The sequence below is a fragment of the Bradyrhizobium ontarionense genome (assembly GCF_021088345.1).
In the GTDB taxonomy this organism is placed as follows: domain Bacteria; phylum Pseudomonadota; class Alphaproteobacteria; order Rhizobiales; family Xanthobacteraceae; genus Bradyrhizobium; species Bradyrhizobium ontarionense.
Genome location: NZ_CP088156.1, coordinates 4498188 through 4511558 on the forward strand (window position 1 = coordinate 4498188; position 13371 = coordinate 4511558).

Annotated in this window: 9 protein-coding genes; 2 read left to right on the forward strand and 7 right to left on the reverse strand. The window is 62.3% G+C overall.

Translation table 11 applies throughout. From position 1 onward, the window contains the following. Window positions 1–1320 carry an isoprenylcysteine carboxylmethyltransferase family protein gene (locus LQG66_RS19960; RefSeq protein ID WP_231317395.1) on the reverse strand — a complete coding sequence of 440 codons (1320 nt, stop codon included), beginning with the start codon at window positions 1318–1320 and terminating at the stop codon, window positions 1–3. 104 nt (window positions 1321–1424) lie between these two features. On the opposite strand from LQG66_RS19960, the gene LQG66_RS19965 reads away from it, so the two are divergent. Continuing rightward, a complete protein-coding gene (locus tag LQG66_RS19965) occupies window positions 1425–2666 on the forward strand; it encodes a DUF1513 domain-containing protein (protein WP_231317396.1) in 1242 nt (413 codons plus the stop codon). Between the two features lie 18 nt (window positions 2667–2684). Here the strand turns inward: LQG66_RS19965 and LQG66_RS19970 are convergent, their stop codons facing one another. The 6 genes from LQG66_RS19970 to LQG66_RS19995 all read right to left on the reverse strand — a co-directional run bounded on the left by LQG66_RS19970 (window position 2685) and on the right by LQG66_RS19995 (window position 12182). Beyond that, a complete protein-coding gene (locus LQG66_RS19970) occupies window positions 2685–6284 on the reverse strand; it encodes a toll/interleukin-1 receptor domain-containing protein (protein WP_231317397.1) in 3600 nt (1199 codons plus the stop codon). A gap of 198 nt (window positions 6285–6482) precedes the next feature. Continuing rightward, on the reverse strand, window positions 6483–7628 hold the full coding sequence (locus LQG66_RS19975) for an ABC transporter substrate-binding protein (protein ID WP_231317398.1): 1146 nt from the start codon (window positions 7626–7628) through the stop codon (window positions 6483–6485). 216 nt (window positions 7629–7844) lie between these two features. Next, on the reverse strand, window positions 7845–8264 hold the full coding sequence (locus LQG66_RS19980; RefSeq protein ID WP_231317399.1) for an acyl-CoA thioesterase: 420 nt from the start codon (window positions 8262–8264) through the stop codon (window positions 7845–7847). Between the two features lie 417 nt (window positions 8265–8681). Further along, on the reverse strand, window positions 8682–9449 hold the full coding sequence (locus LQG66_RS19985) for an SDR family NAD(P)-dependent oxidoreductase (RefSeq protein ID WP_231317400.1): 768 nt from the start codon (window positions 9447–9449) through the stop codon (window positions 8682–8684). 26 nt (window positions 9450–9475) lie between these two features. Continuing rightward, on the reverse strand, window positions 9476–11341 hold the full coding sequence (locus tag LQG66_RS19990) for a feruloyl-CoA synthase (RefSeq protein ID WP_425601228.1): 1866 nt from the start codon (window positions 11339–11341) through the stop codon (window positions 9476–9478). Between the two features lie 37 nt (window positions 11342–11378). Continuing rightward, window positions 11379–12182 carry a crotonase/enoyl-CoA hydratase family protein gene (locus LQG66_RS19995; protein ID WP_231317402.1) on the reverse strand — a complete coding sequence of 268 codons (804 nt, stop codon included), beginning with the start codon at window positions 12180–12182 and terminating at the stop codon, window positions 11379–11381. A gap of 853 nt (window positions 12183–13035) precedes the next feature. Here LQG66_RS19995 and LQG66_RS20005 point away from each other — a divergent pair. Continuing rightward, entirely contained in the window at window positions 13036–13359 is a 324-nt protein-coding gene (locus LQG66_RS20005) for a hypothetical protein (RefSeq protein WP_231317404.1), read from the forward strand. Window positions 13360–13371: the final 12 nt, after the last annotated feature.

The window sequence follows — 13371 nt, forward strand, 5'->3', positions numbered from 1 at the left end:
TCAGCGCTGAGAATGTTTTTCCTGTGCGTATCGCCATCTCTCCAGGCGGGAAGAAAACCGAAGTGAACATATGCGGCGCGACAGTGGGGCGAACATGCCTTTTGAATCCATCGAGAGTGCGTATGCCACATAGCTCGGATCGCCGGAAAGGAACCGCTCCTCACAGCGCGCCCTCAGAGCAAAGATCAAAAAAACGGAGCCGAGCAAGGCCGTAGAGCGAAGCACTCCCAACGCATCATTCGCAAAGACCGGACAATAAATGATAAACCAACCGACGCATTTTGACAGGTACACGGGGTGTTTCGTAAACCTGTATGGCCCGTCGACGATGATACCACGGTTGCTGAGATTCGAGGAGCGAAGCCCGAACGTCGCCTCGCCCCAGTAATGGAACAGCTGGCACATGAGGGCCGCGAAGATGACAAGGGCCGAGAGCCCAGGTCGATACTCAAGTATGTCGACGTAAGATTTGTAGGTCAGCGAACCTCCAGCGCGTGCACGATAGTCCAGGAGCCGATCAAAGATCAGGGCACTGAACGGGCTGTAACACGCCAGCGTTACACACCAAGCCAACGGGCTCGAGTCGACCGACTTTACCTGCGTGGCAAGCAGGCGCGAACTGAAAAGGTAACCCGGAGTAATCGCAGCAATGAGCAGGCCATAGATGACAACGCCTGTTTCAGCTCCCCCATAGCGTCCGGTCAGAAGGTCATACTCATACCACCTGAAGTGGTGTAATACACCGACAAGCGAACAAAAATTCAGCGGCAAGAAAATTGCTCGCACCAGGAGCGAGAGAGCCGTTCTCCGTAAACCATCGACGTCGACTCCCGATCTGCCCGCAAGCAACAAACTCAGCACCGGCGTTCCCGAATCTCGGGTACGTCCCAGTCGCCATTCGGCGATCACGGCGTGCAGAAGCACCGCTGGCGCCACGACCGGAAGCGATACGTCGAGGGCTTCCCACAAAGGTCGAAATTCAGGTCGGCCGTACTCGACACGAACCAGGGTCCAGAAACCTACCACAACAATGGCACCCAACATGGCCTCGACCCAGTTCCGTGCCACGCGAGCCGCAGCATCTCTCCAATTGAGCCGAGGACGGACAACGCCGATATTTGCTCGGCGATACTCGATCGCGCTCATCACAATCGCTACCGACGCGACGAGCCCGAGAGCCAATTCTGTGTCACTGATATCGCGGTGTCTCAACTGAGCATATGCCAGGGCAACAACCGTAGCTGCGATTGGGGCATCCGCCCAACGCCCGCGTAAGACGTGATCACCATCGACGGGAATCGGCTTCGCGCTGATCAACAATCAGGTTCTCCGCGAACCATTCGATCGATCAGCAAACTGGTGCCATCCCCCGGACTCTTGTATGGTGGTGACCTCGAGCCTAGCAGAGCGCACGGGATTCCGTCATGACGACCAGCCTCTCGCGACGACATACGCTCGGCCTTCTCGGCATGGCGCTCATGCCGAGCCTCGGCCCCTGCACCGCAGGTGTTATCGCCGGGAACCCAAGCCGCCATCTTCATCTCCTGGGGAGAGATCCGAGCCTTCACCCGGATTCCGACATCATCAAACAACCCAAGGCAAGCGTACTTACAACGATAGACTACGGAAGCGGCGCAGCTCGTCAAACCATCCTGCCGATGGAGGGCGGACATGCGGTCCTCCGGTGCTCCGAGCAACACATCATCTGCACCGCTCAGCATGGGCCAAAATGCCTTGTCGTTGACGCCGATCATGCCATCGTGACAGAGCTCGAGGCATCGGCAGAGAATCTGTTTGGCGGACATGGGTGGATCGAGACGGGCCGACGGCTGATCCTGCTTCCGCAACGGCGTAAGATCGCACTGACCAAAGCGGACGTTGGATCTCTGCTCGTGTTTGATAGTCTGACCTTCAGGCACCTCGACACGATCGAAACAGAAGGCATTCATCCTCACGAAATTCAGCCCATCCCAGGCCGGGCCGAGCTTGCCGTCACTCACTATGGCGACATCGCTCATCCCGATGCGGTTCTGCAACATAACGTCCTTGATCCTAAGCTGACAATCCTCGATGCAGTTACGTTCCGTCCGAAGCGGCACTACCCGCTGGCCGATTTCGGGGCAATGGTAACCCATATGAGCGTCGACGAAGGTGGCTTTGCCTATTTGGCGCTGACGCAGTTCGTAAGGTTTCCCAAGAACATGTCTTATGGCGATGTCGTCGCCCGTCTCGAGCGTTACCTTGGGCGGCCGCTGGACTACGACATCCCGCGCGCCGCACTCGAGCAACGCCTGCTCGCAGTGCCGTTACCGGTCATCAAGATCGACACCCAAACCGGCTCACGTCACACCATCCGGCTTGCCGATCGATATCATCTCCGCTCACAATCAGTCGCCTATAACCAGACTTGCAAATGCGCGATCGTTAGCTACACGCATTCGGACGTTCTTCTGGTCATTCCCCATATCGGCGAGCCCACCATCGTGACCGCAGACGAACTTGGGATTTCGTCGCTGACCGGTGTGACCGACGTTGCCGGAACCCCGTATGTTGCCGTATCAACCAGCTTTCGCGATTCTGTCATCTACGACCTTTCGGAGCGAAGAGTCCTCCATCGCTTCGAGAGTCGCAATTATCTCGACACTCACATCTCGTGCCTCGCTTAAGACACATGGCCCTCTTTATTAGTGGCCGCTACCGCCACCATCACCGCCACCACCGCCGTCTCCTCCGCCGTCTCCTCCTCCGCTGCCGACAAAGGGGGCTCGACCACCATCATCAGTCGTGAGCCCCGCCGAGGATGCCATGCCAAAACGGATTCTTGGCCATTCGCGCGCCCAAAAGGGTATGCCGAAAACTCCCTCAAACCTTCGGAAGCGGTACAGGCCGGCGTCCGTACCAGCGAGCAAGGACTGACCGTCGGCAGAGCGGATGGTGGCCGATATGTCAGGACTGATTGTCTGACTCCGCACCGCATTGAAGCCGAGATCGATGAGTTGCACCTCGGCAGTCGACAGGGCTTGCCATCCGGTGCCATCCGCCAATGGCGCAATTCGGTAGTCCCTACCGCTGAGCCTGTCACCGGGTACTGCCGGCACTTGCTGACCGAGATTGAACGAGAGCCACCGCCCTTGACCGTTCGACACGAGCGCCTTTCGCTGTGCTTCAATCGTCGAGACCTGCGTTGGTTCAGCAATCACGCGGCCACGAGCCTTGCTGATAGAAACAGGGCTCCGATCGTTTCCGGCTTCCCAAATGTACTGGACACCATCCTGGCCTGTTCCGGAGACCCACATTCCCGTCTCGGAAGACCAAAGAGTTCGAGCGAAGAAGGCTTGAGACTCCTGGGTCGACAGCACGGTCGATGCGGGCCCGTCCTTGCCTGCGGCAAGCTCGGCTGCCGCAATCGGCCCATTCCCAACGTAGCCGTAAAGTGTATGCCCCTCATTGCCGATGACATAACGTACAATATCCCGATCGCTAGCATTGGGCGTCGTGGATTCGTCGCTGCCACCCGACGGCTCCGCTCGTGCCGGGCCAGGAAACGTCACCCGCCAACCTGGTCGAAGTATTCCAGCTTCAATAGGCATGACGACAACCGTGCGGTCATCGGCCCCTACAAGCAGCCATTTTTCGTCGGGACTGAAATCGCAAGACACGACGTGCTCGTTGGGAAGCGGCAGGTTTTGGCGCCTCGGTTGATGTTGCGGCCAATAGAGTACGACTTCTGTCTGGGAGCAAATGGCGAAACTCGCCGATACCGGAGCGACAGAGAATTCAAGAATACCATAAGACTGAACGATATCAGAATTCTGTTGAACGACCGTTTCAGCGTCGTTCGACCGCACATCGAACAACGCCAGCTCACTCGTACTCTTTGGCGCGAGTAGCCACCGACCATCCACCGAAAACTTGGCTTGATTGAAAGCAGCTATCGATACGACCTCCTTGTCGTTTCTGAAATCCGCGATCGGCTTTTCTGGGGTCGGTGGCCCATTGGTCGAATATAGGAACAGTCGTTGACCGCTTAGTACAAGCAAATGAGCGCCGTCTGGCGACAGTCTGGCCATGCTCGCCGGGAGGCTTAGCAGTGGCTGCTTCTCGATCCTTGGATAGAGCTGCCAGACCTTGGCGATCGTCGTATCGTTCTCATCGATCATCGCGAGGCCACGCGTACCGCGCGCATCGAAATTCCAACCCGAGGCTTGGTTAGCCTCGAAAACCGTGTCAGCGATGATCTCCACGCGATGGGTAGCGACGGCCAAAACGATGAGAGCCGCCAGCGTGGCGGCACTGACCACCGCGATCAGGCGCAGTCTCGCCTGCTGGCCGCGTCGCCGGCAGGCCACGAGATAAGATCTTTCCGCCGGCTCCAAGTGCTCTGCAAGTTCAGACCACGAGAGCAGAAGCTGGGCCTCTTTGAGTCGTTCACCAACATGTACAAGCCATACCGGGGAATTTGCGTTCGCCGCCCACTCCCGCGCTGCGCGCTTAATGCCGTCACGCCAGGTGAGAAACTCGCGCGCTTCCTCGAGCCAGGCGCTCAATGGCAAAAGCCGCAGCAACGCCTCGTGCGCCACCTCAAGTCGAATGTCACCATCCTCGCCGCTAAACCGCGTCAGCAGGCGGGCCTCCACGAGCGCGTCAACGAGGGGCCTCAGCCTCCTACGTTCGCCGAGCAGAAGTTTGGCCTCATCGGCCACGAGACGTCTGGCGGCCGGCGGATTTGCTTCCTCGTCCCATGTCGCGAGACGAGGGATGAACAGCCGCTTGAGGTCATCATCGCTGGCGCTGGCGTCGCGCTGCGCCGTGAGCAGGCGCTTGCGCAATACACCTGCAACGCCGCCCGCCGCCTCAAAGGCGTCCAGCGAAAGGTCGGCACGACGGCCTGCACGATTGTCCTCGATGATCTGCCTCAACGTATAGGCAAGGAGCGGAAGAGCGTCGGCACCGACTGAGGCGTCGATCAGCGCCTGCGCCAGAAGCGGGTCTATCGTGAGGCGCATCCCCGCCTGATTCGCGACAGCGAGCGGACCATTGATGACCTCAGCGAAGGCGGTTCGCGGGATCGGCGGCAAGGGAAAGAGCTCAGGTGCGCCAATGCCATGCATCGTGCACGCTTGGAGCAAAGCATCCATGCTGTCGGCGCGGACGGTCCAGATGAAGAGTGGCGGTGAACTCGACTTGTGCGGCGCGTGGTCACCGATGACTCCGGCGATGAGTGACAGGAAGCGCTGGCTTTCCTCGGCATCTGCAGCCGCAAACAACTCCTCGGCCTGATCGACGGCGATCACGGGCGTTGGCGGCGGCGCGTCCGGGTTCGTGAGCCTTTGACTTGTTTGGCCGATTTCGGTCGCCTCGGCGAACAAGGCAAGAAGTGCCGCTACCGCTTTCGTGTCGGCGGCGGCAAGTTGGCGATGGATCTCGCCTGCCGACCGCGACCCGCCATGGCGAGCCAGAAATGCCGCGAATTGACGGCCGATGCCGGTGTCGCCCGTCAAGATACCGGTGGCCGGCCGCAAGATGCCGATCGGCGTGAAGTCGGGGTCGCGCGCGAGCCGCGGCCAGAGGCCGGCGCGAAGAAACGAGGATTTGCCGGCCCCTGACGCGGCCTGAATGACGAGTAGACTGCCACGGCTGCAGTTCAGCCCGGTACGCCGCACCATCCGCAGGCTCGCGAAGCCGCGCGCGATGTCACCGGCGCGCCCAAAGAACAGCCCCGCATCCTTCTCCGAAAAACCTGCCAGGCCGGGATAGGGTGAGGCCGTGCTGAGATCACTTGGTGTCCATGGAAAGCTGTCTGGCGAAATTCCCAGCTGAGTAAGACGCGCCTTGATCCGGGCGAGCGTCGGCGCGTGGAACGAGACCGAGCGTCGTTGCCCCTGATGCTCGACCGTGAAGGCTGCCTCCCTCGGCTCGATCGAGGCATCGACGATTTGGCGCTCCCGATGGCTGATAAGGCGAGGGTCGTCGATGGAGAGCCTGTCTTCCGGCACGCGCGGCGGCAAGATCATCGGCAGGATGACCTTGCCCATATCCTCGGCCATCCGGATCTCGACGTAGCATTCTCTTGACTCCAGCGAGTGGGTCGAGACGAGGAACAGAACGGCCTCGCAGCGCTCGTTCGCCTTGGCCAGCGCCTCTCTCCAGCGCACACCAGCACCGACGCCCTGAACGTCGAGGAAGACATCGGTAGGTGCCCATCCCTCGGACACAAGCCAGTTGCGAAGCGCCAGCGCCTCGAAAATGTCTTTCCCAGAATACGATATAAAAATACGAAACACCTTGGAGCCCTCAGACGCCATGGCACTTGAAAAGTGAGCACACGTTAGCCGAGCAATATGAGGGTGTCTACCGCGGGGCGCGATCAATCATGAGCGGGAGCGCAGCTCGTACCGCCCATCGGTTCTGGCCGGAATAAAACCGAAAGACCGGCTCATCGAGCCGGCCTCGTTATTGATCATTGCGTTCAGCGCCGTGGCTCACTGCGCCGGCACGTACTTGCCGTCCTTCACGGTCAGGATGATGCGGGCGCGGTCGTCGAGGCCGGAGCGGTCCTTCTCGGTGAAGTTGTAGACGCCCTGCGACGCGGCCAGATCCTTCTCTGACAGCAGCGCCTGGCGGATCGCCTCGCGGAACTCCGGCGTGCCGGGCTTGGCGGTCTTCAGCGCCGTCGGGATGATACGCTTGAGGATCTCGAACGCATCGAAGGAGTGACCGGCGAACTGGCTGCGGCTGTTGGGGCCGTACTTGGCTTCATAAGCCTTGTTGAGCTCCAGGCCCGGCGCCTTCGTCAACGCGCTGTCGGCCTGCGTTTCCGGCGACATCACCGGACCCGAGGCCATGATCACACCTTCCGCTGCCTTGCCGGCGATGCGAATGAAATCCATGCTCGCAGCACCGTGGGTCTGATAGATCAGGCCGGTGTAGCCGCGCTCGCGCAGCTCGGTCTGCGGCAGGGCGGCCGCGGTGCCGGAAGCGCCGACCAGAATCGCATCGGGGTTGGCGGCGACCAGCTTGAGCACCTGGCCGGTCACCGACGTGTCGGGACGCGCAAAGCGCTCTTCGTCGGCGATGGTGATCCCCGTCGGCACGCCCTGGTTCTTCAGGTCGTTGAACCAGAGATCGCCGTAGGAATCCGAATAGCCGATATAGCCGACGGTCTTGATGTTGTGCGCCTTCATGTGCTCGTAGAGCACCTTGCCCATGATCGGCACCGGCTGCGGCATCACCACCGACCACTTGGCGCGCTCCGGCGTCACCGGGAACGGCGCGAGGCCGAAATGCGGAATGCCGGCTTCGCTGGCGACGTTGGACACCGCGATGGTCGGCGGCGTCAGCGCCGAGCCCATGATGATGTCAGCCTTGGACTCCGTCACGAAACGGCGCGCATTGGTGGTCGCCGTGGTCGGATCGCCGCCGTCGTCGAGCACGATCACCTTCAGCGGCACGCCGCCGATCTCCTTCGGCACGAACTCGAGCGCGTTGCGCTCGGGGATGCCGAGCGCGGCGCCGGGGCCGGTCGTGGTGGTGGTGATACCGATGGTGATCTCACTGGTCTGCGCCAGCGCCGGAGCAGCTGCCAGAATCGCGATGACGCCGGCTGCCGCCAGATAGGTCGTCTTCATTTGGTCCTCCCTCTCGTCTTTTCAGTTGAGCTCGTGAGCTTGCGCTCCGTTTGCACTTGTTCGAATTTCGGGATCGAACCGGCCCAATCCAGGCCAGCCGAGATGTTCTGCAGGCGTGATCGTGGCATTGAACATGACAAGATCATTTTCTACCAGTCGACCAAAGCACGACGCCGATTCATCCTTAAGACGGCCGCATGTCGCACCCTTCAAAGCTCAGCCCTCCAGGAATTTGGCTCGCATCTCCTCCGGGAACGGCGCCGATTTCAGCTTGTCGGGATCGGCCGGATCGCGCCCGACCAGCACACGGGTCTCGAACCCTTCGAGCGCCAGCGCCTCGCCCTTGAACACCTTGTGGGTGACGTCGAACGACGAGCGCTTGATGCTCTCGATCCGGCTTTCGATCGTGATCCAGTCGCCATAGGTCGAGGGGATGTAGAACTTGGCGCGGGTGTCGACCATGGGAATGCCGACGAGGCCATAGCGGCGGACGATGTCCTGCTTGGAGAACCCGGCCGCCTCGAACATCACGGAGGTCGCGTCGTCGAACATCGCGAAATAGCGCGGATAGTAGACGATGTTGGCGGGATCGCAGTCGCCCCACTGGATCTGCACGTCGCGGCGATGGACGAACATCGATTGTGAACCTCGCTACAAACCGCGGAGACGGTGCGCCCCCTCTCCCCGTTCTTCACGGGGAGAGGGTCGGGGTGAGGGGCAGACGCGCGCGTGGTGTGAGTGGTTAGACCTGTCCCCCCTCACCCGGATTGCATCTGACGATGCAATCCGACCTCTCCCCGCAAGCGGGGAGAGGCTGGCATCGAGTCTCTGGCTTACAGTTGAGCTCATCAATTTGACCAACGCACCACCATTGTCCTGGCCGGTGGGCACGCTGCGCTTTGCCCACCCTACGTTTCTCTCCGTCATTCCGGGGCGCGCGAAGCGCGAGCCCGGAATCCATTTCTCCACTGTGCTAGACGCCAGATGGATTCCGGGCCCGACGCTAACGCGTCGTCCCGGAATGACAACCATATCGACGTCGGCGCGTCGCACCTACTTCGGCGCCATGCGCAGCGAGCCGTCGAGACGGACCACTTCGCCGTTGAGGTAGGGGTTCTCGACCATATGCAGCGCAAGTGCTGCGAACTCGTCGGCGTGACCGAGCCGGCGCGGGAACGGGATCGCGGCGGCGAGCGAGTCCTGGGCCTCCTGCGGCAGATTGGCGAGCAGCGGCGTCAGGAACAGGCCCGGCGCGATGGTCAGCACGCGGATGCCGAACTGCGCCAGCTCGCGCGCGATCGGCAGGGTCATGCCGACGATACCGCCCTTCGAGGCCGAATAGGCGGACTGCCCGATCTGGCCGTCATAGGCCGCGACCGAGGCGGTGTTGATGACGACGCCACGCTCGCCGGTCGCCGCCTGCGGCTCCAGCTTGGTCATGCCATTGGTGACGAGCCGGAGCATGTTGAACGAGCCGATCAAATTGACCTTGATGACCTTCTCGAAATCGGCGAGCGCCATCGGGCCGTCGCGGCCGACGACGCGCTTGGCGACGCCGATGCCGGCGCAGTTCACCAGCACGCGCGGCTGCTGGCCGAGCGCCTTGACCGCCTCGGCAACGGCAGCTTCCGCGCCGGCGGCGTCCGACACGTCGCAGACCACCGCCACGCCCTTGATCTCGGCCGCGACCTCTTCCGCCAGCTTGGCGTTGAGGTCGAACACGGCGACCTTGGCGCCCTGGGCAGCGAGCTTGCGGGCGGTGGCGGCCCCGAGGCCGGAGGCGCCGCCGGTGACGATGGCGGCCTGATCCTTCAACAACATTGTCGTTTCTCCCTTGGATGCGTCGATCAGCCGGCGATGATGACGTCGTCGTCCGGCGGCGCTGCGTAGATGCGCTCGATCAGGTCCTTGCGATGCTCCAGCACAGCGCGCTGGTTGATCGAGCCCTTGTCGGTGACCTCGCCCTTGTCGATCGACAGCGGCGTCCCCAGCAGCACGGCGCGTGTGATCCGCGTCGACGAGCCGGTCGCGGTCTGCAGGAATTTTGCGAAGCGCTCACGGAAGGCCGCGATGATCAGCGGATCGTCTGCGGTGGCGGCGAGATCGTCGAACGGCAAGGTCGCGTTGATCAGGCGGCAACCATCGAGATCGAGCACGACGATGGCGGCAATCTCGTCACGGTTGATGCCGGCGATGATCACGTCGCGCGCCAGCGGCGCGCACGCAGCCACGAAGCGGGCCCGCAGCGGGCCGACCGAGACCCAGGTGCCGCTCGCCAGCTTGAAGTCCTCGGCGACACGGCCGTCGAAATCGAAGCCGGCATTGAAGTCGTCGGGATCGACGGGCTTCAGCGCATCGCCCATCTTGTAGTAGCCTTCGTCGTCGAACGCCGCGGCCGAGACCTCGGGCAGGCGCCAGTAGCCCGGCGTGACGTTCGGACCCTTGGCCCGCACTTCCATCTTGCCGTTGTTGGGGACGAGCTTGGCCTCGTTGCCCGCCACCGGCAGGCCGACATGGCCGGAGCGGCTGGTGCGGGGATTGACCGACATGAAGAACGGCGCGGTCTCGGTCGAGCCGAGGCCCGTCAGCATCGGCACACGATAGCCCGTCTCGGCCACCGAGAGCTCGTCGAGTTCGTTCCAGACATGCGGCGCCAGCGCGGCGCCGGAGAAGAACATCGCATGCAGCCGCTGGAAGAAGGTCTTCCGCAGGCCCGCGTCCTCGCGGAAATAGGGCAGCAGCGACTCGTAGCCTTTGGGGACGTTGAAATAGACCGTCGGCGAGATTTCGCGCAGATTGCGGACCGTCTCCTCGATGCCGCCGGGCACCGGCTTGCCCTGGTCGAGATACATCGAGCCGCCGTTGAACAAGGTCAGGCCGATGTTGTGGTTGCCCCCGAAGGTGTGATTCCACGGCAACCAGTCGATGATCACCGGCGGCTCGTCCTTCAGGAAGGCGAGCGTCTCGCGGATCATCACCTGGTTGGCGCAGATCATGCGCTGGGTGTTGATCACGGCCTTGGGATTGCCGGTCGAGCCTGACGTGAGCAGGAATTTCGCGATCGTGTCCGGGCCGATCTTTGCATGCGCGGCGCCGAGGCCCGGGAACAGCGGCGTCGCGATCATATCGGCCAGCATCGTGACGTTGCGGCCCGGCACCGAGCCGAACGCCGCGACGATCTCCGTGCCCTCCGGCACGTTCGCGGCCAGCGCATCGGCGAACTTGTCGGCGTCGTCGACGAAGACGAGGCCCGGAGTCAGCAGCTTCATCAGATAGGCGAGCTTGCCGTAGTCACGCGACACCAGCGAATAGGCGGGCGACACCGGACAGAACGGAACCCCTGCATAGAGCGCGCCGAACGCGACCAGCGCATGATCGATCGAATTGCCCGACAGGATCATGACCGGACGGTCCGGCGACAGCCCGCGCGCGAGCAGCGCCGACGCAATGTGCCGGCTCGCCGCCAGCAGCGTGGCATAGGTCAGCTCGCGCCAGCCCGCAGGCCCGACGCGCTCGGCCATGAACACGCGCTGTGGCGTGGCTTCGGCGAAATGATGCAGCCGATCGGTGATCCGCTGCGGGAAATCGCCCAACGGCTGTTTCGGCCGCAGATAGATGGTGCCGTTGTCGCGGCGATCGACGGTGACTGCGGGATCGTTGAACGAGATCGCGCGCAACGGATGCACACTGGCGCTGCGCGCCGTGTCATCCATTCCTCCCTGTGTGCTTTTTATTGTTTGTGCGGTCATGTCACGTCGGCTTCACTTTGGCGGTCTTGTGATCGAGGAAGGCGCGGATGCGACTCTTGGCTTCCTTGTCGCTCTGCGCGACGGTCGCCATCAGTGATTCCATCAGTAGGCCGGTCTGCGGGTTGGCCTCCGCGATCATCGGCAGGGCCTGCAGCACGGCGAAGTTCGTGAGCGGCGCGTTGCCTGCGATCTTCGTTGCCAGCTCCAGCGCCTTGGTCATCGACGCACCGGCGTCGACCAGATATTGCGCGAAGCCGTAGGACGAGCCTTCGGTCGCGGAATAGACGCGGCCGGTCAGCATCATGTCCATCATGCGGGCGACGCCGATCAGGCGCGGCAGCCGCACCGAGCCGCCGCCGCCGACGAAGATGCCGCGCTGGCCTTCAGGCAGCGCGAAATAGGCCGAGGGCTCGGCGACGCGGATATGTGCGGAGCAGGCCAGCTCAAGGCCGCCGCCAATGACCGCGCCCTTCAGCGCGGCAATCACCGGCACGCGGCAATACTGGATGCGGTCGAACACGCGATGCCACATCTGCGAATGCTGGAGGCCTTCGGTGGCGTCGCGTTCGCGCAACTCGGAGAGATCGAGGCCGGAGGAGAAATTGTCACCGATGCCGTGAATGATCACGACACGGACGTCCTCGGGCAGGCTGGTGAAGCAATCGCCAATGGCGAGGATGATGCCGTCATTCAGCGCATTGCGCTTGGCCGGGCGGTTGAGCCCGATCGTCAGGACGGCCCCCTGCTGTTCGATCTGCAGCAGAGACGGATCCCCCGCGGGCGTGGCGGTGTCGGCGTTTCCCATCGGCTCTATTGTGTCCTATTCAGAATAGTTATGTTTTATAACGATCTTGGCAGGAGTCAATAAGCGGCTCGGGAGATCATGTTGTGCAATGCGAAATGAGGCCGCCGGTCTCTGGCGCGCGCCTCATCGTAAGGCCCGCCGGCGCAAAGGCAACGCACATGATCCGGCGTTCCCGCGGCGAAATCACGCCCGGGTCGTGCTGATCTCGTTCGCCCTCGAGATGCAGAGGGCGCAGGGAAGGCCAGGCGCCGACTGACGCCTGCGGCCCGCCTGCTCAAAAAATGCAGGCGGCAGGTACCACAGGTGCAGCCGGAATCACCCGGCCTTCCCTGCGCGGTGGTCTTCACGCTTACTTCGTGCTCTCCCCGGGGACCGGCTTGATTGCCCCCGTCATCGCCGCAACGCGTCAGCGCTGGCGTCGACTTGACCTCGGCACCGGGAGGTCAGGACCACACGACTTCGCGTCCGCGCCATGCCGTTCGTCCGCGTAGCAAACTACGCTGCGTCATGTCGCGGCCACCGCTCCCCGCCCCGCGTGTCGTGACGATCGCGCGCAACGCCCCTCGGCTTGGGACGGGATGCGGAGAGAGAACCACAATTTCCGAAAATCCGCAAGTGATTTTTCTGAATTCCTGAAGAGCAGTGACGCATCGCCAGACTGTGCTTCGCTCTCCGTGGCGATGTCTCATCGTAATCCAGCGCCAAACGGCTGCTGATGCCCCAAAGGCGTTCCGGCATTCCACCACGGGGCTTCGAGGTCGGCTTCGCAAATGAACGGCCGGCAACATCGCGTTCAGCATGGCTTCAAAGGCGGCCATGTAGAACGTCACCACACTTCCCAATGGAGGGGACCATGGTTTCGCTGAAGAAATCTATCGCAGGCGGCATCGCTGCGCTCGCCGTGACCGCAACCCTGTTCGCCGGTTCGGCGCCAGCTCAGGCCCATGACGGACGCAATGGGGCGCTGATCGGCGGCCTGCTCGTCGGAGCTCTCATCGGCGGCGCGCTGGCGTCGGAAGCGCAAGCGTATGAGCCTGCGCCGGTCTACCGGTCCCACTACCGCGACGCGGCATATGAGGGCTACGGCTACGAGGGCTACCGTTACGTGCCGGCTCACCGCTATCGCAATTGCGACCACGGCTACCGCAGGGCTTCGGATTGGGACGACGAGGATTAGTCCGACCTCTCG

What these genes read in the sequence shown, in the direction of transcription:
- LQG66_RS19965 (WP_231317396.1), top strand. Translation starts at nt 1,425, where the DNA reads ATGACGACCAGCCTCTCGCGACGACATACGCTCGGCCTTCTCGGCATG.
- LQG66_RS19975 (WP_231317398.1), bottom strand. Translation starts at nt 7,628, where the DNA reads ATGAAGACGACCTATCTGGCGGCAGCCGGCGTCATCGCGATTCTGGCA.
- LQG66_RS19980 (WP_231317399.1), bottom strand. Translation starts at nt 8,264, where the DNA reads ATGTTCGTCCATCGCCGCGACGTGCAGATCCAGTGGGGCGACTGCGAT.
- LQG66_RS19985 (WP_231317400.1), bottom strand. Translation starts at nt 9,449, where the DNA reads ATGTTGTTGAAGGATCAGGCCGCCATCGTCACCGGCGGCGCCTCCGGC.
- LQG66_RS19990 (WP_425601228.1), bottom strand. Translation starts at nt 11,341, where the DNA reads ATGGATGACACGGCGCGCAGCGCCAGTGTGCATCCGTTGCGCGCGATC.
- LQG66_RS19995 (WP_231317402.1), bottom strand. Translation starts at nt 12,182, where the DNA reads ATGGGAAACGCCGACACCGCCACGCCCGCGGGGGATCCGTCTCTGCTG.
- LQG66_RS20005 (WP_231317404.1), top strand. Translation starts at nt 13,036, where the DNA reads ATGGTTTCGCTGAAGAAATCTATCGCAGGCGGCATCGCTGCGCTCGCC.